Raw genomic sequence first — 23,076 nt, forward strand, 5'->3', positions numbered from 1 at the left:
TCCCCATGTACGAAGCAGCCCGGCTGCACGACCCGATTGCTCATAGCAGTGCTCTTGCGGGCTTCCTGATTGGGGCAATCATCGGCATAGCGATCATTGCCGCCGTTGCATTCAGCACGGTGACATGCGGCTTCGGCGCAGCCCTGATTGCCGGTCTCGCAGCGGGATTTGCTGCACAAGGGGTACTTTCACTCGGTGAGTCGATAGGCCGGGCAATCAAGACAAACGCCGGCACGATTGCGATCGGATCGCCCAACGTTTTTGTCAACAACCGTAACGCCGCGCATGTCGAATTCAGCTCGGTTTCCTGCGACAAACATCCGCCCGTCAAGCGTATTGCCGAAGGCTCAGGCAGTGTATTCATCAACGACAAGGCAGCGGCCCGCAAGGAAGACAGGACGGAATGCGACGCAACGGTCGACGCAGGTTCGGACGATGTTTTCATCGGCGGAGGAACCGTTCAATACCTCAAGATCGATCCTGAGATTCCTGACTGGTTGCGAACTGCAGTTCAGGTAGCGTTCATCGTGGCAGGGCTGGCGGGAAGCATGGCAGGAGCCGCGCACGAGATGGCCGAAGCCGGTGGCCAGTTCGGAATTCGCTGCGCGACCAGATTTGTTGCAGGCTTTGCCGCAGGGATGGCGGCAAGCGAGGCGGTCAATCACTACGTCATTGGTCCAGCGATGCATGCCCTGATGGGGCATCCCGTCGATGTCATTTCCGGCCGCAAGGTCATCCTGCCTGAGACAGACTTTGTTCTGCCCGCGAGGCTCCCGGTAAGCGCGTCACGCTTCTATTCGAGCACGCTGCAAGATGCAGGCATGCTCGGCCCTGGCTGGCGGCTGGACTGGGAAATCACGCTCGCTCGTGCAAACGACGCGCTGATCTACACGGGCCCTCAAGGACGAACGATCCGGTTTCCGTTGCTCGAACCCGGTCATCAGCTCTACAACCATGAAGAACAGATCTACCTGTCACGCGCGCACGATGGTCGTTTTGTCGTTCATACACTCTCGCACCACTACTTCGTGCTTGGCGATTTCGACGATGAAAACGTGGCCCGACTTGTCCTCATCGAAGGGCCCGAAGGCCAGCATATCGTCCTGAAGCGGGACAAGGCCGGACGTCTCGACGAGGTCGAGGCACACGGCGGATACCATCTGAAGCTGCACTACCATCACGCCCTCGCCCGGCTCAGCCCATCTCGTTATACAGAAGTGTCGTACCCGTCGCGCAGGATCTGGATGGTGATCACCGCATCCATGACACGCTGCATACCAATCCACAGTGTCTTCGCGCCGGGTTCACCATCGCCCTTGCGTCCGAGGAATCCACCCAGTGACGCGATCATCCGTATCATCTGGTTAAGCGTCGGTGGCTTTTTTGGGCGGGGTTTCTTTGAGAGCACGTGTGCGCCGTGTATCTCGTCAGCCTCAAAGAACAGCGAGGCATCCAGGTCCGGGCAGGTCCTGCCCAGTCGCATGAGCCGTGCGATACGCCAGGACACCACCATATACAGCACAAGCGCCTTCTCCACGCGCTCCATCTGCGAGAGCTGCAGCGTTTCAACCCGGCAGGCGTTCTTCAACACATTGAAGAACATCTCGATCTCCCACCTCGCGCGGTACCAGTCAATCAGTTCGGTGAGCGCATGCGCATCGGGCACTTCGCGATTGCTCAGCAGGCGCCAGACGACGGGCTTCACGTCAGTGGGCGCATCCACTTCACATGCCTCAATGCAGCTCAGCTCGACGCCGCCGCGCCCGGGTAACGTCACGCGCTGTGCGCGCAGCTCCTGCTTCACTTCACGCGCCTTCTGGCCACCTCGCCCGGGCAGCACGAAGCTGATATGACCGAGCACCTCGCTCGCGTGTACCGTCTCCCACAGTTTCGCTTCGCCCTTGAGTGCGCGGTTGTGCTGGGAGCGGATCAGCCAGTCAGCCGGTTCGCCCAACTCCTGCGCACGCTGCATGAGCGCGGCGATATCACCCTCGCGATCGGCCATATATACCAGCCGCGTGCCGGGCATGGCTGCCGCCTGCTGCGCCACGATCTCATAACTTTCGATCCATCGAACGCTCTCGCGCACGCCGCCACGCTGGCCGTTTTCGTCGCGCGGCTCGCGTGCCCACATCCAGGCGTTCATGACACCCAGCGCCTCGCGATCCGGTGTGACCGCATAGGTCGCGTGAAGATACATGCCCACCTGCGCTTCGTAACTGAGCGGGCCGGCCCCCTCGATGTCCTGGCCGTTGAAATTCAGCTCCGTCGTGTCAGCCACGCAGAGGACTACCGGTAACTCGCCCATGCGCGCAGTGGTGCGCTCCCAGTGCGGCTGCATCATGTCGCGCCAGTCGATGTGCTCATTGCCCAGAAAGCGATACGCCGCCATGGTCTCGGCCCAGCCCTCACAGGCACCCGGAATACTCGCAGTGGGACGCGTGGCAAACCGCTTCAGCAATTGCTTCGCCCGACGATCCCGCCTTGGGTCACCCAGATCCAGTGTTTCAAATTCCTCGTCCACCCACGCTCCCGGCTCATTGCGAATCTGCATTCGAAAAGTCGAGAGTAAACGCGAAATTCCGGCCGTTAACAACCCCTGTCACGCCGGTGCATCGCTCAATGCGCTTTTGGGCAAACGTCCGCTACTGCGGCCACTTCTGTATAACGAGATGGGCTCAGCCATGTTGAGCTGCTTGCTGGTGGCACGCAGGGCGTGTTGGTCCGATACGGCTACGACCCCGAAGGTTACCTTGCTGCAGTGACCGATCGCGCCGGCACTGTTACGCGACGCTTCGCGTACAGGAACGGCCTGATGGTGCGGCAGGAAAACGCCGAAGGGTTCGAATGCACCTATGGTTGGGACATTATCGGCGACCGACATTGTGTGGTCGAACACCGTTCAAGCGGAGGTGAGCACTACAGGTTCCGCTACGACTTCGCAAACGGGCAGAGCGAAGCGACAGATACTTTCGGGAACGTCGCACGTTGGCAATACAACGCGAGGGAAGAGGTAACTGCACACACGGGCTTCGATGGGCGCGAGTACCGGTTCGAGTATGACCGCTCGGGCTGGCCAAATGTGCTGCATCTGCCCGGTTCGCGCCGGGTCAGGCTGGAATACGACGAACTCGGCCGTCTGGTATCACAAACCGATCCTTTAGGCCAGACAACACGCCTCGACTACCACGCAAATACGCACCACGTTCGTCGCGCCGCACTCGATGACGGCCGCGAATGGCGTACGAGCTACGATACCCGGCATCGCCCTACGGGCACAGTCGATCCGTGTGGCCGGCGTACAGTCCTCCAATACGCAGATGACGGACAGCTTGCGCAGATAACGGACGCGCGTGGCGGTCCAGTCGTACTCGAACACGACGTGCGTGGCCTGCTGACCTCGCGTACCGACTGCTCGGGCCAAACGACACGCTATGGCTACGATGCCGATGGCCGTCTCGAAGCCGTCACCAACGCACTGGGACAAACCACACGTGTCAGCTATGCCCCCGACGGGCTCCCCGAGTCGGTTACGCGTGCCGATCTGCAGGTGGAAAAGTACAAATGGAGCGCGCTGGGCCACCTGGTCGAACACATCAGTCCGGCCGGACACATCGAGCGCTGGGAGCGCGATGGCCTGGGCCGTGTACTGGGTTTCACCGATGCACAGGGACGGCGCGTGCGCTACGAACGCGATGCCCACGGGCGTCCGCTGCGCCTCGTCAATGGAAACGGTGCGAGCTATCGCTTCGAATGGGATCCCGTCGGACGCCTCATAGCCGAACAACGCGTGGATGGTACGTCCCGCCGGATGGGTTACAGCGAATCGGGCTTCCTGCAGCACATCGTCAGCCAGGGCGGCGCATCGCAACGCGAGGAAATCCACGAGCGCGATGCGCTGGGGCGACTGCTGCAGCGCGAGGGCGAGCACAGTCGCACGCACTACCGCTATGACAGGCTGGGGCAACTCACCGAGGCGCGACGCATTCCGACGACGGCGGGCGAAATGCTCGACATCTTGGCCGATACGGTCACGCTGAAGTACGACGAAACGGGACGCCTGCTGGCCGAGCAAGGCGTGCATGGCAGCGTGCGGTACGAACGTGACGTGCCTGGCAATCCGCTTTCTGTGGTGCTACCTGATGGCCAGCGCATCGACACGCTGTATTACGGCTCAGGGCACACGCACCGGATTCAGGTAAATGGCCATGCCGTCGCCGATTTCGAGCGGGATAACCTGCATCGGGAAATCCGCCGTACCCAAGGCGATCTGGTTCTGCATACCGGCTACACGCCGATGGGCCAGATCGCATGGCAGCGCGCCAGCGCCCTGCCCGCAGGTGACGAGCATGCGCCCTCCGAGGCCGAGAGCGCGTTGTGGTGGCGTTACCGCTACGACAGCCGCGGGGAAATGATCGAGAGTCTGGACCGCTTGCACGGACGCACGGTGTACGACTACGACCGCGCTGGCCAGTTGCAGATGCGTAGCGCCGAAGGTTTTGATGTGGAGCGTTTCACGTGGGACGCGGCTGGCAACCTGCTGGACGAAAGCACCCGCACACCTGACAGCAGGATCCCACCACTGATGGACAACCTGCTGCGCCGCTATCACGGTGTGCGATACGCTCACGACGTCTGGGGCCAGGTGATCCAGCGAAACGGTACGACCTTGCAATGGGATGCGGAGGGTCACCTCCTCTCGACCCTGACGGACCAGCACCGCGCCACTTACCGCTACGACGCACTCGGACGACGCACGGCCAAACGCGTTGAGCAGATCAGCATGCCGGGCCTCATGCCCGGACGGCAGGCGCGCGAAACCCGCTTCGTGTGGGAAGGCCTGCGACTGGCCCAGGAACGGGAGTCCAGCGGCGACATACGTACCTACGTGTATGACCCGGTGCGTGCGTATGCCCCGCTCGCGCGGGTGGACAGAAGCAACGGCAGTTCGCGGGACAAGGTCTGCTACTACCACACCGATCCCGCAGGGACGGCACGACAGGTCACTGACTCAAAGGGCCATGTCGTCTGGAGTGGTGCCTGCACGGCATGGGGTAAGGTCCGTGCGAATCTGGCTGACGCAGCGAATTTTGTACAACCTCTGCGCTTGCCTGGGCAGTATCAGGATGATGAGTCGGGACTTCACTACAACCTGCATCGGTACTATGATCCGGACAGCGGGCGCTTCATCAGCCAAGATCCGATTGGGCTTAATGGTGGGTTTAATCTCTATCAATATGCGCCCAACCCGATTAGCTGGATCGATCCGTGGGGGCTGTCGTGCGAAAGCGAAACAAGCGCATCTGCTAGTAAATTCCCATCAAGAAATGCTGCATTCAAGGCGGCAAAAAGAGATGCTGGAATACCAATGAGACAACAGCCTAATCGCGTTGACCTCGTCAATCTTACGGATAGAAGTGGCAAGAATATTTTGGGTGAAAATTATCAGCCGATTAAAACACGCGAATACACTTTTAATCGCGAAGACGGTTCTCAAATTGTTATTCAGGATCATTGGCCTGGTCATAGTTACGGTCCGGCAGGTACGTCGGGGAACCAAGGGCCTCATATCAATGTGAGACCCATTGAAGATACCCGCAACGGCACAGTGCCTGGTACGCTTGAGCACTATCCATTTTAGAGGGATGAGCAATGTTGCACTGGACCGATTTATTGGTGGATAAAAGAAAGTTAATGGCCATTTATGGAGTAAATTTTCCATCTCTTGATAAGGTGAATGTTCATGAGATCATCTTTCATCGTGATGGACCAACGGTCACCTTTCGAGTTGATTTGCTGGAATATCCGTCATCTCCTCCGAAAAAATGGATTGAAAATGAATTCAATACTGCTCAAATTCGGCTTTCATGTTCAGATGTGAAATATTCATCTCTTCATGGCTGGAATCACACTTCATTCGTTGCAAGCATTGGTTTGAATAGGGATGGCGACTTGATAACGCTTGCATTGAATGGCGATGGGCTATCTGTCTGTATTAAATCTTCTTTTTTAGATGTTAGTTCAATCTCAGCCTATATCAATACGCGCCCAATCCGATAAGTTGGATTGATCCGCTTGGATTGAATGCTGACGATCCGCTCAATACTGCCCTTGGCAGCAAGAACAATCCGTTCGATACTTCTAGAGCCGCTCGCCGGGAAGCAATGCGACAAGCAGGTATTCCAACGGGCCAGCAACCTATAAGTCAATCCAGCAATGGTTCTGGCAGAGAATATACATATGAGACGGAAACCCCGGGAGGGGGAAAGGGTCTTTCTTCGGTACAAGAGCAAACCTTAGATAGAGGTCATCCTGGCGACCACATTGGGAAGCTGGAAAGGTCAAAGTGGACGACCAAGGATATGCAAGAATGAATAAATATGGCCGACCGGCATTGCGTAACGGAAAGGGTAAGGCGTATTACAAAAACTCATCTGGAGGAGGATGTTGATGAGTGCCTCGGATTACAAAAGAGAGCTAATGTTTCGCCGGGCACAAGGGAAATTGTGCGCAGAAAGATACTCAAGGAAAATTGCGCACTTTTTGAATCATACTGTCCGCAGTGAAGCATTTTCAGATCTAAAAAAAACGGATGAAATTATCAATGAATTATCGACAAAAATAATAATCTACAGTGACAATATTAAGATAAATTCAGAATCAGAAATGATTGCATTTATCAATCAAAGTGTTGATCAATCCGGATTTTATCTTTTGATTGATGAGGAGTGGCGATTCTGCGGTGCATACGAAATAAACGGGGAATTTGAGTTCAATGCGAATTTTAATTTCGACGACAATCTAAGTGATGAGATCAGGATAATCGATATTAATTTTCTTTTTCAAATTCAACTTGACTATGATTCTGATGAGATAACTTGCCTATATCTACAATATTGACAAGTCGGATCATCACCGCCGAATGGGCGAGGGACTGCGTATTCGCGTGGCAGGATGCCCAGCTCCATGCCAACAGCACTGGGTACGTTGATCGTCACGCGCTGCCCCGGTGTGAATCCCGCGTGCTCGATTCATCGCCCTGCGAGCTTCATCCACGGATAAAGCGGTGGCTCGGTGCGCAGATACAGCCCCCTGCTCCAGTTGCGCTGGAAGCGCCGTGACTCGCCGATGGGCCAGATGGCATGGCAGCGCGCCAGCACCCTGCCCGCAGCTGACGGCGATGTGCCCTCCGAAGCTCAGAGCGCGTCGTGGGCGAAACGGTACGACCTTGCAATGGGATGCGGAGGGTCACCTCCTCTCGACCCTGACGAACCAGCACCGCGCCACTTACCGCTACGACGCACTCGGACGACGCACGGCCAAACGCGTTGAGCAGATCAGCATGCCGGGCCTCTTGCCCGGACCGCAGGCGCGCGAAACCCGCTTCGTGTGGCGACATACGTACCTACGTGTATGACCCGGTGCGTGCGTATGCCCCGCTCGCGCGGGTGGACAGAAGCAACGGTAGTTCGCAGGACAAGGTCTGCTACTACCACACCGATCCCGCAGGGACCGCACGGCAGGTCACCGACTCGGAGGGCCATGTCGTCTGGAGTGGTGCCCGCACGGCATAGGGTAAGGTCCGTGCGAATCTGGCTGACGCAGCGAATTTTATACAACCGCTACGCTTGCCTGGGCAGTATCAGGATGATGAGTCGGGACTTCACTACAATACCTACAGGTATTACGACCCGGACATCGCAAGATTCATCAGCCAAGACCCGATTGGGCTGGCCGGCGGGATGAATCTGTATGCATATGCGCCGAATCCGATAAGCTGGATTGATCCTTGGGGGCTGAGTTGCGACTTACTCTCTAAGCCTAAGAAGGTGGTGAATTCAAACATGCCACATGCAGTGGAGAGGGCCGTCGAGCGAGGTGTTTATCCGGACAAGAATACGGCGTCTGAGGCTTTAAAAGCGCTGTCAAACCGGATAGAGAAGGATGGTTATCCTGTTGGGACGATACTAGATACGGCTCATGCAGACCGTGTGTTAGTACCCGCAGGAAACAATGGCATGGTGGTTTATCAAGTGGCGAAAAATGGCACCGCTAAAATAAAAACAGTCTTGATTAATCTGCTGGAGTAGAAAATGTCTGATCGTAAAATCGGTATGGAAGTGAATGAGGATGGAGATGTTGCTTATCTGTCCCTGCCAGAACATCCTGGGAAAGGGAGTCCGGGAGTAGTTGTGAAACAGATAGGCCTCCGTTCTCTTATCACGGAGTACAAAGGGCCGGAAATATATTTGGACTTTGATAAAAATGGCGTACTTATTGGAATGGAGTTTTTGCTAGAACAGGAAGATTAAAGATTAGGGCCGCTAAGGCGGCCCTTCGTGTGTCCAGGACAATCAATAATTATATTCGATAAAGAAATTGCAAATAAAATAAAGGTCTTTGCCAAAAAGATAGGAATTGATTATCACGCCGCCTCATCTATTGATAATTTGCGTGATTGGTAAAGGTTGACGCAGTCAGCGCCTATGGGCCGCTTAGCGGCCTCTTGTTTATTCAGCGGTAATGGTGAGCCGACCGTGTTCAACGGTGCTTCGTGTGGGAAGGCCTGCGACTGGTCCAAGAACGGGAGTCCAGCGGCGCCATACGTACCTACGTGTATGACCCGCTGCGTGCGTATGCCCCGCTCGCGCGGGTGGACAGAAGCAACGGCAGTTCGCAGGACAAGGTCTGCTACTACCACACCGATCCCGCAGGGACCGCACGACAGGTCACTGACTCAAAGGGCCATGTCGTCTGGGGTGGTGCCTGCACGGCATGGGGTAAGGTCCGTGCGAATCTGGCTGACGCAGCGAACTTTGTACAACCGCTGCGCTTGCCCGGGCAGTATCAGGATGATGAGTCGGGACTTCACTACAACACGTTCCGGTATTACGATCCGCATGCAGGACGCTTCGTCAGTCAGGATCCGATCGGGCTCAATGGTGGACTTAATCTCTATCAGTACGCGCCTAATCCAATAAACTGGATCGATCCGTGGGGGCTGATGTGTGAGACGGCGCCCACACGGAAAAGCGGTGGAAGCCTTACTGAACCGCAATTGCCGCCGAAAACAATAGTGAAAGAAAATGGTGTTGAGATTGTCCACTACACGCGCAGCGGAGATCATGGCCCGGCGCATCTTCATGTAAAAGGTGGGGGAGCGGAAACAAAAATTGGTCAAGCCGGGAAACCCATTGAGGGGTCGCCAGAACTTAGTTCGGTTCAGAGGGTAGTCGTTGAAAATAATAGAGCCACCATACGAAGAGCCATCGATAAGATACAGAGATGGTTTGGTTTTAATCAGATCTAAAGAGATTAATCATGAGTATTGAATCCGGGTTCGTTTGGGTCTTTGTTGGGGAGGGTGCTCGATTTCCTTCAGGGATATTTACATCTCTGGGTAGTGGCAAGGAGTGGATTTCAGCGAATCAATTGACCGGGGTTTTGACCAGGTATCCCGTTGATGAAGGTGTTTATGATTGGGCCATCTCCCGTAATTTGTTCACGCCCAAGAAACCAGAGCATAGCTCCCCTGCTTTTATAGGAAAATTTACGTCCGCTAGCATGGATCACTTCCACTTCGAAAGTGGAATAATGGACTAACAAAAAAAGGCCGCGACTGCGGCCTTCGATGATCCGGTTGCCCGAGATTTGGGCAGCCGGAAACGAGCCGCGTGGCACCAGGATCAGGGGCGCGTTGGATAAAGCCTTTATGATATTTTTACACGGGCTGAAAGGGGTTTATAACCTGAATCGGCACTATGATCGGGACAGTGGGCGTTTCATTAGTCAAGACCCAATCGGGCTCAGTGGTCTGTTTAATCTCTATCAGTATGCGCCGAATCCTGTCTCATGAATTGTATTAGCCGGGACTCGATCTGACAGGTAGTCGGGCCGAAAAAGAAAGAGTCATCAACGATGATGATGAGTTTCTCCTTAGCGAGTTCCAGCGAATCGGAGGAAAGTGTGCATTGGCGTCTTGTCATAACACCAGCATCCCTTGTCTTTCCAACCTCCTCATTGACCTTGCCCGTCACCTGCTGCGCCGCACCCTTCCCCGGATCGCGTTCGCGAGCACAGCGCATTGCCTTGCACATCGACGAACGTTCGTCATGACAATGCACCAGTAACTCATACACATCCACCCGCCGCCCTCACTCGACATCCACCCCTTCCCGCTCCCCCACCCACGCCTCCAGCTCTCCAGCGGATAGCGCCGCCGAATACAGGAACCCCTGCAATTCATCACAGCCGATGCTGCGCAGCGTGTTCGCCTCATCCTCGCTTTCGACACCCTCCGCGACCACACGCAAGCCCAGTTCGTGTCCAAGCTCGATGATCGCCTTGATGACGGCAAGATCGGCGGGTGCATCGAGCATATCGCGCACGAACGCCCTGTCGATCTTCAAGCGGTCCAGCGGAAATCGGTTCAGATAGCTGAGGCTAGAATAGCCCGTGCCGAAATCGTCGAGCGAGAGCTTCACGCCCAACGCGCGAATCTCGCGAATGGCGTCGAGATAATTTTCCGCGCTATCCATCAACACCGTTTCGGTGATCTCGAGTTCGAGCCGCTGCGGCGCGACGCCATGCGTCGCAAGACTATGCCGCAACGTATGGACAAGATCGGCATCGCGCAACTGGATCGCCGACAGATTGATCGACATACGTAACGCGCCCATCGGTTCATCGCGCCAGCGCGCGAGTTGCCTGCATGCTTCGTCGATGACCCATGCGCCGATCGGAATGATGAGCCGCGTCTCTTCGGCGATCGGAATGAATTGCGACGGCATCACAGCGCCGAGTTGCGGATGCGTCCAGCGCAGCAAGCCCTCGACGCTGACGAGCGCACCCGTTTGCGCATCGAGACACGGCTGATACGCGAGGCGCAATTCGTGCCGCTCGATCGCCGTGCGCATGCACGCTTCGAGCGCCAGCCGCTGGCGCGCGCGCTCGGCCATATCCGGCGAGAAAAACTTCACGAGGTTGCGCCCCGCCGCTTTCGCCTGATACATCGCGGCATCGGCGTTCTGCATCAGCGTTTCGATGTCGGTGCCGTCGTCGGGATACAGCGCGACGCCCACGCTGCACGCAACCTGCAGCGTGACGCCGCCGATCGCATGCGGCTCGCGCACGAGCGGCAGCAGGCGTTCGTCGACGGTGCGCGCGACATCGGCTGCGCTGCCCGCATCGGCGAGGATCATCGTGAACTCGTCGCCGCCCAGGCGGCTCACGGTGTCGCCGTTGCGCACCGCTTGCACGAGCCGCCGCGAGACGGAACGCAGCAGGCCGTCGCCGATATGATGACCAAGCGAATCGTTGATGTCCTTGAATCGGTCGAGGTCGATGAAGAGCACGGCCACACGCTGTTGCGCGTACTTCGCGTTTTCAAGCACCACACCTAGGCGTTTCGTGAACAGCGCGCGATTGGGCAACTCAGTCAATACATCGTGCTCGGCAAGGAACTCGATGCGCGCCTCGCTCTTCTTGCGATCGGTGATGTCGATCAGCGTGCAGATGTAGTGCGAGATGCTGCCGCGCTTGTCGCGCACTGCGCTGATCATCAGCCACGCCGGATAGTCGCCGCCTTGACGCCGCCGGATCTGCGCTTCGCCATTCCATGAACTCGAACGGTCGACGAGCGTCGCAAGCGCGTCGATCACCGTGCCGCCGTTCGCGCCCGCGACGATGAACGCGGGCGGCTTGCCCGCGATATCTTCGGCGCGATACCCGGTTGCGCGGTAGAACGATGCATTGGCCGTCAGCAGGCGCCGCTCGTGATCGAGAATCAGGATCGCCTCCGACGAGGCCTCGAACACCTTCGCCCACAATTCGAGCCGCTGCTCCATCAGCTTGATCTGGTTGATCGGCGTGAAGGCCGTGAGCACCGCATCTCGTCCCTGGAAGTTCAGACGCCGCGCGGACAGCATCGCCCAGGTCGGTTCGGTGCTCGCTTTCCAGCGCACTTCGAATTCGTCGACGGCGTCGCGATCGGACAGTTGCTGGAAGAAGCGCGCACGCACCGACGAATCGAGGCCATACGCCCACGGATCCGTCGTGCAGCCGTTGAGCCAGTACAACGCAGGCTGGTTCGCGTGCAGCACTTCATGGCCGGGAACGGCCGTCACCATCATCGGCACGGGCGTCGATTCGACGAGCGCATGCTGCGCGGCGGATGCACGCGCCGTCGCCGCGAGTTCCTTCTGCACGTCGCGCTCGCGGTCGAGCTGTTCGAGCATGTCGTTGAATCCGCGCACCAGCTGGCCGATTTCATCCTGACTGTGCCAGTTTGCGCGGACCGTGTGATCGCCCGTTCTGCGCACGGTGTCCATCACGCGCGCGAGCTGACGCAACGGGCGCGAAATCTGCTGTGCGACGAAATACACCATGCAAAGAATGCTGCACAACAGGAAGAGCGCCGTACCCAGATGCAGCCACATGCGCGAGAAGAGTCCGCGTACGCGCGCATGCAAGAGATCACCGAGTTGATCCGACGTGCTGCGCCACGTGTCGCGCACACTCGACACGAGTGTGCGCTGCTGCACGTCGACGATCGACAGCAGTGCGGGATCGACCTCGCCGTTGCTGTCGACGACGATACGCGCCGCGTGCCGGTACGATTCGACGGCCGTGAGCATACGCGACATCGACGGCCCAAGCGCCGAATCGAGCGCATGATTCGCCGCGCCCGCTTCCGAGAAATCGGAGCGCATGCCTTGCAGAACGGCGTCGAGTTGCCCTTCGAGCACGAGATAGCGCGTGCGCAATTCGTCGTGCGAGCGCACCGCGTGTGCACCGTCGTGCAACTGCCGGCCAATGCGGTTCACCGATTCGAGCAGCGCCGGATAGCGCAGGATCGACAACGACATCGCGTAGTAACTGTCGAGATCGGGATCGAGAATCAGGTTCGACTGATTGCCGACGCGCGTCACGAGTTCACGGCATGCATCGAGTGCTTCGTTGATCTGTGCGGCCGTGGGCTGCGATTCGCGAGCCAGCACATCGAGCGCCGCGCGCACGCGTGCGTTCAGCTGCGCACTTTGCAGATGCGCGCCGTACTGCGCTTCAGTGTGCGCGAGACTCGCTTCTGCTTCGTTAAGACGCGCCGAGGACGGACGCTGCCCCGCGCCCGCCATCGCCACGTCGATCAGCGCGCCGCTCACCGTGCCGATATACGCATTGCCGACGATCTCCTTGTTCGAGAAGTCGATCGAAATGTACTTCTCGTGAATCAGAATGCCGCTGATGTACACCACGGCCGTCAGATCGAGCAGATAGATCAGCAGCAGCTTGCGTCCCACGCGCAGACGCGCGAGCAGGCGGAAGAATGGATTGCGCTTCATGGCATGCGCGCCGCCGCGTACGACATCGAACGAGTCACACCGCACTCCCGGTCAAAGGAAGGAGAGAAAATGGCGCGCTCGCCCTAACGGAGCCGCTCGCCACTACGGCATATCGGCGTGTCGATTTATGACTTTAGCGTTTGCTGAATAATCACTGCGACGGTGCGCAAATGCCGCGCACAGGTGCACGAAACAACGCGCTTTCGATCGCTTCGCACCAACCTGCATCATGCTTCGCTTGCCGACACGAAACCGGCTTTGGCTGCATCATAGGTGACTCGAAGATGAACTCTTCATGTGCTGCGACCCTCGGCTACAACGGGGAGACAACAAGGAGCCGTCATGGAAGAAGCGCCGGATAGGGCACGCGACTTCATCGTCCGCACGATGACAGCCGACGAAGTGAATCTCGCCGCCGATTGGGCTGCGCAAGAAGGCTGGAATCCCGGCTTGCACGATGCGCACTGCTTTCGGGCCGCCGATCCGAATGGATTTTTCATCGGCGAATGGCGCGGCGAACCGGTCGGCTCGATCTCGGCCGTCGCCTATGACGCGCAATTCGGCTTTATCGGCCTGTATATCGTGAGGCCGGCGTTTCGCGGCAAGGGACTGGGCTTGCGCATGTGGCAGCACGGCATCGAGTATCTCGGCAAGCGCAATATCGGCCTCGACGGTGTGGTCGCGCAGCAGCCTAACTACCGGAAGTCGGGCTTTCAACTGGCGTACCGGAACATACGCTTTCAGGGTATCGCCGAAGCCAACGCTTCGGACAACGCCGCATGGATCGATGTGCGTCAAATACCCTTCGACCAGCTCGCATCGTATGACGGCCGCTTCTTTCCCGCACCGCGCGCGGCGTTTTTGCGCGCATGGATCGATCAGCCCGATGCAGTCGCATTGGCGCACATCGACGATGGACAGATTCGCGGCTATGGCGTCCTTCGCCGATGTCGCGAAGGACGGAAGATCGGCCCGCTATTCGCCGACGACGAACAGATCGCCGAAGCGCTGTTCACGGCGCTCGTTGCACGCTGCCCGGGAGAGCGCGTCGCGCTCGACGTGCCCGAACCCAACCCGGCGGCTGTTGCGCTCGCCGAACGGTATCGCCTGACGAGCGTATTCGAAACGGCGCGGATGTATACGCAGCGCGCGCCGGATCTTCCGCTCACGCGGCTCTACGGCGTCACCTCGTTCGAACTCGGATGACACCCGTGGCGCAAGACGTCAGTGCTTCGGATCGTATCGGTACACACCGTGTCCCGTCTTGCGGCCCAGACGTCCTGCTGCAACGAGTTCACGCAGCAGCGGACACGCGCGATATTTCGAATCGCCGAAGTCCTTCAGGAACACGTCCATCACCGACAGGCACACATCGAGGCCGATCAGGTCCGCGAGCGCGAGCGGTCCGATCGGATGATTCGCGCCGAGACGCATGCCCGCGTCGATCTCCTCTGCCGTCGCGATGCCTTCCGCGAGCAGGAAGAAGGCCTCGTTGATCATCGGCACGAGGATGCGGTTGACCACGAAGCCCGGCGCGTTCTTCACGCTGACGGGTGTCTTGCCGAGCCGCTCCGTCAGTTCGCGCACGGAGGCTGCCGTGTCGTCGCTGGTCTGCACGCCGCGGATCACTTCGACGAGCGGCAGCAGCGGCACCGGATTGAAGAAGTGCATGCCGACAAAACGTTCCGGCTTGCCGATCGTTGCGGCCAGCGCCGTAATCGAGATCGACGACGTGTTCGAAGCAACGATCGTCTCGCCGTTCACGACGGATTCGATCTGCTTCAGAATGCGAACCTTCAGCTCGGCGTTCTCGGTTGCCGCTTCGATCACGATGTCCACGCCGGCGAGGCGTTGATAGTCGGTCGACGTTTCGATGCGCGTGAGCGCGGCATCGCGCGCGGACGCTTCGATCTTGCCCTTCTCGACGAGCTTCGCGAGACTCGCGGTGAGTGTCGCCACGCCCTTTTCTAGCGAGGCATCCGTGACGTCGATCAGCACGACCTTCAGCCCCGCTACCGCCGATACCTGCGCGATGCCGTTGCCCATCGTGCCCGCGCCGACGATGCCGACAGTTTCGATCTTCTTTGCCATGAGTGCTCCTTTCTCCTGATTTGCATTGGGTTCTGACGGTACGCTGCAGCGCACCATAAACGATACGATACCCGTTTCTCGCGCGGATTCGTATGAAAGAGGCAAACGGCCTTGCACGCCAGCAACTGGACGACGCGTGCGGCGATATCATCGGAGAAATTTCTCTGAGGCCCGGACATGCAGCCTGTCGATCTGAACCCGAAACGCAAGCGCGAAAATCCGCTCGTCTGGATCTTCGAGCCGCTGGAGCGCGACCCCGAGTATTCGCGCGAAAGGTTCTTCAATTTCCAGGCGGCGTATCTCGACGGGCTGTTGTATCTCGCCGTCGCGAGCGGCGAAGAGCCGTGGAATGGGCTCGTCGTGTGCACGTCGCACGACCGGCAGGCCGGCTTGCTCGACGCGTTTCCCGTGCTTGCGCCGCATCCAGTGCTCGGCAAGTGGCTGTATGTGTCGCAGCGTCACCCTGAGTTCGAAACGGTGGCGCGGCAGATGGTCGAACTCGCGGGCGAACGCGATCCGCGTATGGGCGTGTTGCCGGGCAAGCGGAAACGGTCGCCTGATGTGATTGAAATGAAGGCTTCGTCGCGGAAGAAGAGCTCGTAGCGGTTTTTGCGGTAGGCTCTGCGCCCTTTTTTGGAGGCTGGGGTTGGCGCCGAAGGCGTGTGCAGAGGCGGGGGTTGGGCAGACCGGTAGTTGCGTTTTCGTCCGCAGAGCCCTTTCCTGGTAGCCGTGCGTCAGAGGCTTGCTCTTAACCCGCCGAATGCGAGCGGGCGCCTGTGTGCGGATACAGAAATCGCTCAACGAGTCGGCTCGCACAGCGTGTCTACGCAGTGGGCATCCGGCTTTATCCGGGCACTCGTCAATCACTAGCCACAGAAATTCGCGCCGACCGTTGTTGCGCAATCTGGACCAACGCAGTGCTGGCAAAAACGAGAGCAATAGCGACCAGCTCGAGTAACCCGAACCTCTCGCCGATGGCCCAACCTGTCAATAAAGCCACGGCGGGAGCGAGGTAGTTTGCACTCGACGACGCAACGGCACCAAGCTGCTCCAGCAAATAGTAATAGAGAAGAAAGGCGACACCCGTTCCCAGCACGCCAAGACCGATGACCACGCCAGCCGTCGCACGCCAGTCCTCGAACAGACGCCCCATCCCCGTGAAGTCCGTGCATCCCGCCAGAACAAGCAGCGCCAGGCCCATTTGCCATGTGGCCAGGGCGAGAGGAGGCAGATTTGCCGGCGACAAGAATACTCGAACGTAGATATAGGAAAGTCCCAGAACGCCGGCACTCGCCAGCAACCAGAGAACGCCCGCTACGTTGATCGCATCGTTTCCGCGCTCCCATGGGCGAGAGATGAGGACGATACCGAGAAAGCCAAGTAACACGGCAAGCGCCATGATTCCTGTTAATTTCTCGGATCGTAAAAGGACGAGAGAGAACATCGCGGTGAACAATGCAATCGAACCACCGAGAACGCCTGCTATTCCCAATGGAACGAGTGCCGTGCCTTTGATGATGGCGATGAAGTAGAAGGCCGTGCCTCCCGTAGCCATCGTCAGAAAATGCGGCAAAAGCCGCAACTGCTCGCGCCTCATGACGCGTTGATGCCATGCCGCAAGCGCCAGGGGCAGGAAGCCAGCCAGGACCCGCAAGAACGCCACCTGAATCGGGCTGATAAGTACCGTGGCCCATTTCATGTAGACGAGATTCATCCCCCCGAGGATGCCCAGGAGAACAAACGCAATCGTTGAAATTTTCATGGCTCGTCTGGCGACAAAGAGATGACGAAGGTCGGGGCAGCCCGTCCTTCGTTCGTAAAGCACGTGTTTTCGTACGCTACAAGAACCGGTGCGAGGGGCTCGTGCTGACACAACGGGACGCATCGAATGCCCCCTTGCACCAGCCCCCTCGGGAGTCACATACCGTGCGCTTTCAGACGCCCCGCATACCAGCCGACGAACTGGTCGACATAATTTTCGGTAGACGGCGAGTAAGGACCGGGAATGTAGCCAGGATCCCGCGCACCGCGGTGATTGATCGCGACGAGGCTCGCGTCCTGAGCGTTCGTGGCAACCCAGACCTCGGTCAGCTTCGTCAGGTCGTAGTCCACGCCTTCCACGGCGTCAGCGTGAACCAGCCACTTTGTGCGGCAGAGGGTCTTTTCCGGCGTGAGCGGGATGATGTAGGAAATCATCGCGTGATCGCTCATCACATGCGTCCACGAGTTGTGCGTCCACATATGCGTGTCGCCCAGGTCGCGACGGGTGAGATTGCCCAGCAGCTTCTGGCACGCGACCTTGGTATCCAGCGTCTGCGATTCGCCGTGACCTCCGATCATCAGCCGCTCGGTGCGGAAGTGCGTTGCCACGTCTCCATTAAGCGCTTCGACGGCTGTGCACAGCCATCCTTCGCTTTCCCAATTCGCCTGCGTGTCGGCGTTGAGCTTGTTGTAGGCGTCGAGCGCTTTTCGCCCTTCCTCGTCCATGCCGTCCGCGCTGGAGCTCGTGGACTCAGGGATGAACGACATCGTCAATTCGGGATGCCCCGCTTCGCAGTGGTAGCACTCCCGGTTGTTCTCCATCACGAGCTTCCAGTTGCCGTCTTCGATAATCTCCGACTCGAATGCAATCTTCGTGTTCTGCAACTCGTACGGAGCGAAGCGCGGCGCCATCGTTTCTTCCAGCTTCATGATGTCGGCGGGCGGCTCGTCGGCGAAGCAAACGAACACATGTGTACCGACAACCTTGAGATGCACCGGCCGCAGATTACGACAGGTAGCATCGAAATCCTTCCCCATGTGCTTCGCATGACGCAAGCTGCCGTCGAGGTCGTACGTCCACTGGTGATACGGGCAAACGAGCATGCCGACCGTCGACTTCCCCGCTTCTTTCAGGCGGGCGCCACGGTGCCGGCACACGTTGCGATAGGCACGAATGTTCTCGTCGTCGTCGCGCACGATGATGACCGACGCCTTGCCGATATCGACAACGGAAACGTCACCCGGCTCCGGCACGTCCGCCGTCACGCCGACCATGATCCAGTGCTTGTGGAAGAAAATATCGATGTCGGTTTCGAAAACATCCTGCCGGCTAAAGACTTCTCCCGGCAATCCGCACCCGGGCTCTCGGCTTCGAACGAGTTCACCAAGGGGCTTCAACACGAACTCAGACATCGTTTTTCTCCAACGTTCAGGGGTATCGGGACTTCAAATGGTCCCGCGTTAGCCTTGAGTATTGGATTACCCAAAATCGACGTCAATGCGCTTTATTTTCGCGGAAGTATTACTTTAAATTATAGGTCGCGTATTGCCCGGAAAACGCCCGCACGCCGGGGCGCAGAGCGCTTTTGGATGTAGCTGCTCAGGTAATCTCAACCGCGCTTCTTAACGTTTCGATCAGCGTTTGAATCGTCGGTGACATGGTCTTGCCGTGCGGTACGACCAGATAATAGGCGTCGTTCAATGTAATGGAAGCGCTCGTTAGTCGCACGAGCTCGCCTGACGCGAGGTGCTCGTGCAACAGACTACCGAACCCAAGCGCCACCCCCTGGCCAAGCCGGGCCGCCTGCACCGCGTCAGTATAGAGACAGGTACGCATGCCGTATTTGAGCTTCGTTGACCGCGCGCCCACGGACCGGAACCATTCTTCCCATGTCAGCCATCCTTCCGATGTCGGGTCGTACGCGATCAGCGTCATGTTCGCGAGCTCTTCCAGGGACGCGGGGGCGCCGTGCTCGTCTTTCCAGGCTGGCGAGCACACCGGAAACACCTGCTCGCCGAAAAGCAGATGTGATGTTCCATCGCTCCACCGGCCGTTGCCCCAGCGAACGGCTGCATCGACCTCGTTGTGCCGGAGGTCGGCCGTAAACATGGTGGTGGTAAGGCGAATACGCAGGTTTGGCTGAAGCCGTTTGAGTCTTGCCAGGCTCGACATCAAGCGGAAATGCGCGAACGAGGCGGTCGTCGCCAGCACCAGTTCCTCGTCTTCGATACCCGTCGACAGGCGGTCAAAAACGCCCGCGATTTTTCCCATCGCTTCGGCAACGACCGTGTAGAGTGCCTGGCCCTCGCCCGTCAGCGTCGTGTTGCGATGCAAGCGGTCGAGCAGACGGACGCCTAGCATTTCCTCGAGGAGCCGTACCTGCCGACTGACGGCCGCCTGAGTGACACCCAGTTCGGCAGCGGCAAGCGTGAAGCTTCGCAGTCGCGCCACCGCTTCGAACTCGACGAGTGCCGTTAGCGACGGTATGAGTCGGCGATAACCCTTTGCGCTTTCCATGACTGCTTTCATCGTGAGCTTATGAGGAGAATAGTTCTTCTTGATATCGCTTCGGTGGACGGCAAACGCCGCCCACCGGAGACTCGCCTCTCAAACCAAACCCAAGAGCAAACCGTATTGTCCCGCGTTCACAACGATGCCTTGATCTTCTCGGCTGCGGCGGGCGTTACCCATTTCGTCCAGACTTCCGGCTTCTCTTTCAGGAAGTGTTTCGCCGCGTCCTCACCTGTAGCCTGATTATCGGTCATCCAGGCCATCGCTTGCTGGACCTCGGCCGTCGTGAAGGTGCGGGTATCCAGATACTTCATGACCTCGGGGCTTGCGCGATCGGCAAAGGGCTTCGAGACCAGCGTGAACAGCCGGCTTCCCGGCCAGCCGGTCGGCTTCGGGTCAGGGCAACTGGCGACCGTCGTGCATCGCTTCCATTCGGTCTGGTCGATGGGTACGCCCTCACTCAGCTTCACCATTTTGTATTTGCCGAGCAGCGAGGTCGGCGCCCAGTAGACGCCGAGCCAGCCCTGCTTCCGTTCGTAGGCTTTTGCCATTGAACCATCCAGACCGGCGGCGGAACCCGTGTCGACCAGGCGGAAACCCTTTTGCTCGGCCCCGAACGCCTTGTACAACTGCGCAGTGTTGACGGTGATGCCCCATCCCTGCGGCCCGTTGTAAATCGCACCCTTCCCCGGATTTTCCGGGTCCGGGAACAGTTCCGGGTGTTTCAGGGCATCAGCAATCGTTTTGATTTCCGGATGCGCATCGGCGACGTATTTCGGAATGTACCAGCCGTACACCGCGCCTTCCTTGATGACATTGCCCGCCAGAATGATTTTCTTCGCGTCGAGCCCCTGCTTCGCAACCGTTGGCAGCAGGTCGATGGCGCCTTCAGGCACGACGTCGGGTTTTCCTTTGTCCACCATCGACGTAATCGTCGGAACTGTATCGCCGACAACGCTATTCACCGAGCAGCCGTAACCATCCTGCAAAATGACCTTGTCGACAGCGGCTTCGAGTTCTGCGCTCTGCCAGTTCATGCTCGCAATCGTCACGTTCCCACAACCGGCGGCGTTGACTTGCGAGCTGGTGCAGAATATCCCAGCCGCGACGAGCGCCCCTAGAAATTTCAGTTTCATTGCAGTTCCCAAAAAGTTGCCGGAGCTTACCCGGTATGCGTTGGTAAATTTACTTCCCGATCTTTCACTTTCATCGGATTACTAATTAGTTCTTCACGGCAATTGCCGTTGATCTGTTGAATCACCTGCGTAACAACAATCTTCCTGACGACGGCTTTCCCGGTTGATCGCGTTGAGCAATTCCGCATCGATCACTTCGAGAGAACTCATGCACGGGACACTGCGACGGGAGGACCCGTACGAACGCGCTCCAGGGTTGGCATCCGGATTGCGTCGCTGCCCTCTCCCGAAGTAATCAACGCGCACGCCAACTGACGGAGGTTCACGCTGCCAAGCGGCCGATTTCCCGCACCAACGACGGTCAGTTGCTCGATTGCGGGGTTGAGAGTGAGCATCGAAATCGCTTCCTCGATCGTCGTTCCCGCCGCAACGTGGTTCGCAGCCGGTGCAACGCCCCCGCGCAACGGCGTCATCACAGACTCGACACAGACGACTCGCCCGCGATTCACCTGCTTCACGAAGTTCGTCACGTACTCGTCGGCCGGCCGCAGCACGATGTCCTGTTTCGTGCCTTGTTGAATGATGCAGCCGTCGCGAAGGATCGCGATCTGATCGCCGAGGCGAAGCGCTTCGTCCAGATCGTGCGTGATGAAGACAATCGTCTTCCTGATCTCCTTCTGAAGGTCCAGCAGCACGGTCTGCATGTCCATGCGGATCAGCGGGTCGAGTGCCGAGTACGCTTCGTCCATCAGGAGAACAGGCGCATCCATCGCAAGTGCTCTCGCGAGGCCGACACGTTGCTGCATGCCGCCCGACAACTGGTTCGGAAACCGCTGCTCGAAGCCTTTGAGACCGACACGCTCGATCCAGCGCATGGCCGTCTCGACGCAGGCATTGCGCTTCACGCCGCAGATTTCGAGGCCGTAGACGACGTTGTCGAGCACGTTCCGATGAGGAAGCAATGCGAACTTCTGGAACACCATCGCCGTCTGGCGCCGACGGAATTCGCGCAATCCGCGGAACCCCATCTTGCAGACGTCCACCCCACCGATCAGCACTTCACCGGCAGTCGGGTCGATGAGGCGATTGATGTGCCGGATCAGCGTCGACTTGCCCGAACCGGACAGCCCCATGATGACCTGAATGGAACCGGCCGGAATATCCAGACTGATGTCTCGAAGACCGAGGACATGACCGGTCTGTTTCAGCAGCTCGGCCTTCGACATTCCGTTCTTGACGGCCTCGACATGGGATGCGGCCCTGGGTCCGAAAATCTTGTACAGATGCTGGATTCGGATGCCGCCGGATTGGATGTCAGCCATGGACCACCTCCTGATGCTTTTGGAGCCGCTTGCCATATGCCTGACTGACGCGATCGAAGATGACCGCGATACCCACGATAGCAAGACCGTTAAAGATACCGAGCGTGAAGTACTGGTTCGCGATGGCTTTGAGAACCGGCTGCCCCAGCCCCTGGACGCCAATCATCGCCGCGACGACGACCATCGCCAGCGCCATCATGATGGTTTGATTGACCCCTGCCATGATGGTCGGCAACGCAAGCGGCAACTGCACCTTCAGGAGGCGTTGCCAGCCCGATGAGCCGAATGCGTCGGCTGCCTCGAGAATGTCGCGGTCGACCAGCCGGATGCCGAGATTGGTCAACCGGATCATCGGCGGGATCGCATAGATCACCACAGCGATGAGGCCAGGCACACGACCGATACCGAGCAGCATCACGACGGGTATCAGATAGACGAAGCTCGGCATGGTTTGCATCACGTCGAGAATGGGATCGACCAGCTTGCGCACACGGTCCGACTTCGCCATGAGAATGCCGATTGGCAAACCAATGACAATCGACAGGAATGTGCACACGAAAATCATCGATACAGTGCGCATCGTGTCTTGCCACATGTCGAGATAACCGATAAGCGCCAGCGTGACGAAGCACCCGAGCACGACCTTCCAGTTCCTGCTTGCGCCCCATGCGATGACCATCACGAGCAACATGATGATGGGCCACGGCGTCTGGGTCATGAAGCGCTCTGCCGCCATCAGGAACTCCTGCAGCGGATGGAAGAAGCTGTCGATCGGGTCGCCGTATGCCGCCGTGAATGTGCGGAAGCTGTCGTCGATCGAACGCTTCATGTGCAGCAGCGCCTCGTCCTGCATATGTGGGAATTTGTTTATCCAGTCCATGTATTCCTCCGTCATTCAGTCCTTCGCCAGCGCT

At 58.3% G+C, this 23,076-nt stretch carries 22 protein-coding genes and 2 pseudogenes; 13 read left to right on the top strand and 11 right to left on the bottom strand.

Translation table 11 applies throughout. The features are described from left to right. Nucleotides 1-5: 5 nt before the first annotated feature. Nucleotides 6-860, top strand: a pseudogene (locus tag FRZ40_RS46375) (PAAR domain-containing protein); the annotation flags it as partial. 114 nt (nucleotides 861-974) lie between these two features. Here the strand turns inward: FRZ40_RS46375 and FRZ40_RS38100 are convergent. Both FRZ40_RS38100 and FRZ40_RS38105 read right to left on the bottom strand, forming a co-directional pair. Continuing rightward, nucleotides 975-1,160, bottom strand: coding sequence for a hypothetical protein (locus tag FRZ40_RS38100; protein WP_147237644.1), 186 nt, complete (start codon nucleotides 1,158-1,160; stop codon nucleotides 975-977). A gap of 47 nt (nucleotides 1,161-1,207) precedes the next feature. Next, complete coding sequence (locus tag FRZ40_RS38105; protein WP_147235987.1) at nucleotides 1,208-2,554, bottom strand: IS4 family transposase; 1,347 nt, start codon at nucleotides 2,552-2,554, stop codon at nucleotides 1,208-1,210. A gap of 261 nt (nucleotides 2,555-2,815) precedes the next feature. Here FRZ40_RS38105 and FRZ40_RS38110 point away from each other — a divergent pair, with 261 nt between their 5' ends. The 10 genes and pseudogenes from FRZ40_RS38110 (at nucleotide 2,816) to FRZ40_RS45545 (ending at nucleotide 9,856) form a co-directional block, all read left to right on the top strand. Next, nucleotides 2,816-5,641 carry an RHS repeat-associated core domain-containing protein gene (locus FRZ40_RS38110; protein ID WP_147237645.1) on the top strand — a complete coding sequence of 942 codons (2,826 nt, stop codon included), beginning with the start codon at nucleotides 2,816-2,818 and terminating at the stop codon, nucleotides 5,639-5,641. Between the two features lie 11 nt (nucleotides 5,642-5,652). Then, entirely contained in the window at nucleotides 5,653-6,060 is a 408-nt protein-coding gene (locus FRZ40_RS38115; RefSeq protein ID WP_147237646.1) for an Imm50 family immunity protein, read from the top strand. A 390-nt stretch (nucleotides 6,061-6,450) separates the two neighbouring features. Continuing rightward, nucleotides 6,451-6,900, top strand: coding sequence for a hypothetical protein (locus tag FRZ40_RS38125; protein ID WP_147237647.1), 450 nt, complete (start codon nucleotides 6,451-6,453; stop codon nucleotides 6,898-6,900). 548 nt (nucleotides 6,901-7,448) lie between these two features. Beyond that, on the top strand, nucleotides 7,449-7,574 hold the full coding sequence (locus tag FRZ40_RS44610; RefSeq protein WP_240057555.1) for an RHS domain-containing protein: 126 nt from the start codon (nucleotides 7,449-7,451) through the stop codon (nucleotides 7,572-7,574). 54 nt (nucleotides 7,575-7,628) lie between these two features. Then, a pseudogene (locus tag FRZ40_RS46380) lies at nucleotides 7,629-7,739 on the top strand (RHS repeat-associated core domain-containing protein); the annotation flags it as partial. Between the two features lie 3 nt (nucleotides 7,740-7,742). Beyond that, entirely contained in the window at nucleotides 7,743-8,090 is a 348-nt protein-coding gene (locus FRZ40_RS45890) for an RHS repeat-associated core domain-containing protein (RefSeq protein ID WP_420873952.1), read from the top strand. Nucleotides 8,091-8,093: 3 nt separating this feature from the next. Beyond that, nucleotides 8,094-8,312: a DUF2283 domain-containing protein gene (locus tag FRZ40_RS38140; RefSeq protein WP_147237649.1), complete on the top strand. Its 219-nt coding sequence runs from the start codon at nucleotides 8,094-8,096 to the stop codon at nucleotides 8,310-8,312. A gap of 302 nt (nucleotides 8,313-8,614) precedes the next feature. Next, complete coding sequence (locus FRZ40_RS45895) at nucleotides 8,615-9,310, top strand: RHS repeat-associated core domain-containing protein (protein WP_275671099.1); 696 nt, start codon at nucleotides 8,615-8,617, stop codon at nucleotides 9,308-9,310. An 11-nt stretch (nucleotides 9,311-9,321) separates the two neighbouring features. Then, nucleotides 9,322-9,603, top strand: a complete 282-nt coding sequence (locus tag FRZ40_RS46385) for a DUF7710 domain-containing protein (protein WP_147237650.1) — start codon at nucleotides 9,322-9,324, stop codon at nucleotides 9,601-9,603. 109 nt (nucleotides 9,604-9,712) lie between these two features. Then, nucleotides 9,713-9,856: an RHS repeat-associated core domain-containing protein gene (locus tag FRZ40_RS45545; RefSeq protein WP_240057556.1), complete on the top strand. Its 144-nt coding sequence runs from the start codon at nucleotides 9,713-9,715 to the stop codon at nucleotides 9,854-9,856. On the opposite strand, the gene FRZ40_RS44615 is transcribed toward FRZ40_RS45545, so the two are convergent. Together FRZ40_RS44615 and FRZ40_RS38160 are read right to left on the bottom strand one after the other, a co-directional pair. Beyond that, on the bottom strand, nucleotides 9,819-10,145 hold the full coding sequence (locus FRZ40_RS44615) for a hypothetical protein (protein WP_167528728.1): 327 nt from the start codon (nucleotides 10,143-10,145) through the stop codon (nucleotides 9,819-9,821). The genes FRZ40_RS45545 and FRZ40_RS44615 overlap by 38 nt on opposite strands. A 9-nt stretch (nucleotides 10,146-10,154) precedes the next feature. Beyond that, nucleotides 10,155-13,340 carry an EAL domain-containing protein gene (locus FRZ40_RS38160; protein ID WP_147237652.1) on the bottom strand — a complete coding sequence of 1,062 codons (3,186 nt, stop codon included), beginning with the start codon at nucleotides 13,338-13,340 and terminating at the stop codon, nucleotides 10,155-10,157. 342 nt (nucleotides 13,341-13,682) lie between these two features. Between FRZ40_RS38160 and FRZ40_RS38165 the strand changes: the two genes are divergently transcribed. Further along, on the top strand, nucleotides 13,683-14,546 hold the full coding sequence (locus FRZ40_RS38165) for a GNAT family N-acetyltransferase (RefSeq protein WP_147237653.1): 864 nt from the start codon (nucleotides 13,683-13,685) through the stop codon (nucleotides 14,544-14,546). 18 nt (nucleotides 14,547-14,564) lie between these two features. Here the strand turns inward: FRZ40_RS38165 and FRZ40_RS38170 are convergent, their stop codons facing one another. Next, entirely contained in the window at nucleotides 14,565-15,431 is an 867-nt protein-coding gene (locus FRZ40_RS38170) for a 3-hydroxybutyryl-CoA dehydrogenase (protein ID WP_147237654.1), read from the bottom strand. Between the two features lie 177 nt (nucleotides 15,432-15,608). On the opposite strand from FRZ40_RS38170, the gene FRZ40_RS38175 reads away from it, so the two are divergent. Continuing rightward, nucleotides 15,609-16,034: a hypothetical protein gene (locus tag FRZ40_RS38175; protein WP_147237655.1), complete on the top strand. Its 426-nt coding sequence runs from the start codon at nucleotides 15,609-15,611 to the stop codon at nucleotides 16,032-16,034. 256 nt (nucleotides 16,035-16,290) lie between these two features. Here the strand turns inward: FRZ40_RS38175 and FRZ40_RS38180 are convergent, their stop codons facing one another. The 6 genes from FRZ40_RS38180 to FRZ40_RS38205 all read right to left on the bottom strand — a co-directional run bounded on the left by FRZ40_RS38180 (nucleotide 16,291) and on the right by FRZ40_RS38205 (nucleotide 23,042). Next, nucleotides 16,291-17,193: a DMT family transporter gene (locus FRZ40_RS38180; protein WP_147237656.1), complete on the bottom strand. Its 903-nt coding sequence runs from the start codon at nucleotides 17,191-17,193 to the stop codon at nucleotides 16,291-16,293. Nucleotides 17,194-17,348: 155 nt separating this feature from the next. Next, entirely contained in the window at nucleotides 17,349-18,605 is a 1,257-nt protein-coding gene (locus FRZ40_RS38185; protein WP_147237657.1) for an aromatic ring-hydroxylating oxygenase subunit alpha, read from the bottom strand. A gap of 187 nt (nucleotides 18,606-18,792) precedes the next feature. After that, the gene (locus FRZ40_RS38190) at nucleotides 18,793-19,722 is read right to left on the bottom strand and encodes a LysR substrate-binding domain-containing protein (RefSeq protein WP_028370875.1); all 930 of its coding nucleotides are present in this window, start codon (nucleotides 19,720-19,722) and stop codon (nucleotides 18,793-18,795) included. A gap of 116 nt (nucleotides 19,723-19,838) precedes the next feature. Beyond that, the gene (locus FRZ40_RS38195) at nucleotides 19,839-20,840 is read right to left on the bottom strand and encodes a glycine betaine ABC transporter substrate-binding protein (RefSeq protein ID WP_147237658.1); all 1,002 of its coding nucleotides are present in this window, start codon (nucleotides 20,838-20,840) and stop codon (nucleotides 19,839-19,841) included. 206 nt (nucleotides 20,841-21,046) lie between these two features. Further along, complete coding sequence (locus FRZ40_RS38200; RefSeq protein ID WP_147237659.1) at nucleotides 21,047-22,162, bottom strand: quaternary amine ABC transporter ATP-binding protein; 1,116 nt, start codon at nucleotides 22,160-22,162, stop codon at nucleotides 21,047-21,049. Continuing rightward, on the bottom strand, nucleotides 22,155-23,042 hold the full coding sequence (locus FRZ40_RS38205; protein WP_028370873.1) for an ABC transporter permease: 888 nt from the start codon (nucleotides 23,040-23,042) through the stop codon (nucleotides 22,155-22,157). Before FRZ40_RS38205 ends, FRZ40_RS38200 begins: the two co-directional genes overlap by 8 nt. Between the last annotated feature and the right edge of the window lie 34 nt (nucleotides 23,043-23,076).

The sequence above is a fragment of the Paraburkholderia azotifigens genome (genome assembly GCF_007995085.1).
GTDB classification, from domain to species: Bacteria; Pseudomonadota; Gammaproteobacteria; order Burkholderiales; family Burkholderiaceae; genus Paraburkholderia; species Paraburkholderia azotifigens.

What these genes read in the sequence shown, in the direction of transcription:
- FRZ40_RS38110 (WP_147237645.1), top strand. Translation starts at nt 2,816, where the DNA reads ATGGTGCGGCAGGAAAACGCCGAAGGGTTCGAATGCACCTATGGTTGG.
- FRZ40_RS38200 (WP_147237659.1), bottom strand. Translation starts at nt 22,162, where the DNA reads ATGGCTGACATCCAATCCGGCGGCATCCGAATCCAGCATCTGTACAAG.
- FRZ40_RS38170 (WP_147237654.1), bottom strand. Translation starts at nt 15,431, where the DNA reads ATGGCAAAGAAGATCGAAACTGTCGGCATCGTCGGCGCGGGCACGATG.
- FRZ40_RS38195 (WP_147237658.1), bottom strand. Translation starts at nt 20,840, where the DNA reads ATGAAACTGAAATTTCTAGGGGCGCTCGTCGCGGCTGGGATATTCTGC.
- FRZ40_RS38185 (WP_147237657.1), bottom strand. Translation starts at nt 18,605, where the DNA reads ATGTCTGAGTTCGTGTTGAAGCCCCTTGGTGAACTCGTTCGAAGCCGA.
- FRZ40_RS38105 (WP_147235987.1), bottom strand. Translation starts at nt 2,554, where the DNA reads ATGCAGATTCGCAATGAGCCGGGAGCGTGGGTGGACGAGGAATTTGAA.
- FRZ40_RS38190 (WP_028370875.1), bottom strand. Translation starts at nt 19,722, where the DNA reads ATGAAAGCAGTCATGGAAAGCGCAAAGGGTTATCGCCGACTCATACCG.
- FRZ40_RS38100 (WP_147237644.1), bottom strand. Translation starts at nt 1,160, where the DNA reads ATGGTATCCGCCGTGTGCCTCGACCTCGTCGAGACGTCCGGCCTTGTC.
- FRZ40_RS38140 (WP_147237649.1), top strand. Translation starts at nt 8,094, where the DNA reads ATGTCTGATCGTAAAATCGGTATGGAAGTGAATGAGGATGGAGATGTT.
- FRZ40_RS38125 (WP_147237647.1), top strand. Translation starts at nt 6,451, where the DNA reads ATGAGTGCCTCGGATTACAAAAGAGAGCTAATGTTTCGCCGGGCACAA.
- FRZ40_RS38165 (WP_147237653.1), top strand. Translation starts at nt 13,683, where the DNA reads ATGGAAGAAGCGCCGGATAGGGCACGCGACTTCATCGTCCGCACGATG.
- FRZ40_RS38180 (WP_147237656.1), bottom strand. Translation starts at nt 17,193, where the DNA reads ATGAAAATTTCAACGATTGCGTTTGTTCTCCTGGGCATCCTCGGGGGG.
- FRZ40_RS38205 (WP_028370873.1), bottom strand. Translation starts at nt 23,042, where the DNA reads ATGGACTGGATAAACAAATTCCCACATATGCAGGACGAGGCGCTGCTG.
- FRZ40_RS46385 (WP_147237650.1), top strand. Translation starts at nt 9,322, where the DNA reads ATGAGTATTGAATCCGGGTTCGTTTGGGTCTTTGTTGGGGAGGGTGCT.
- FRZ40_RS38160 (WP_147237652.1), bottom strand. Translation starts at nt 13,340, where the DNA reads ATGAAGCGCAATCCATTCTTCCGCCTGCTCGCGCGTCTGCGCGTGGGA.
- FRZ40_RS38115 (WP_147237646.1), top strand. Translation starts at nt 5,653, where the DNA reads ATGTTGCACTGGACCGATTTATTGGTGGATAAAAGAAAGTTAATGGCC.
- FRZ40_RS45545 (WP_240057556.1), top strand. Translation starts at nt 9,713, where the DNA reads ATGATATTTTTACACGGGCTGAAAGGGGTTTATAACCTGAATCGGCAC.
- FRZ40_RS45890 (WP_420873952.1), top strand. Translation starts at nt 7,743, where the DNA reads ATGAATCTGTATGCATATGCGCCGAATCCGATAAGCTGGATTGATCCT.
- FRZ40_RS38175 (WP_147237655.1), top strand. Translation starts at nt 15,609, where the DNA reads ATGCAGCCTGTCGATCTGAACCCGAAACGCAAGCGCGAAAATCCGCTC.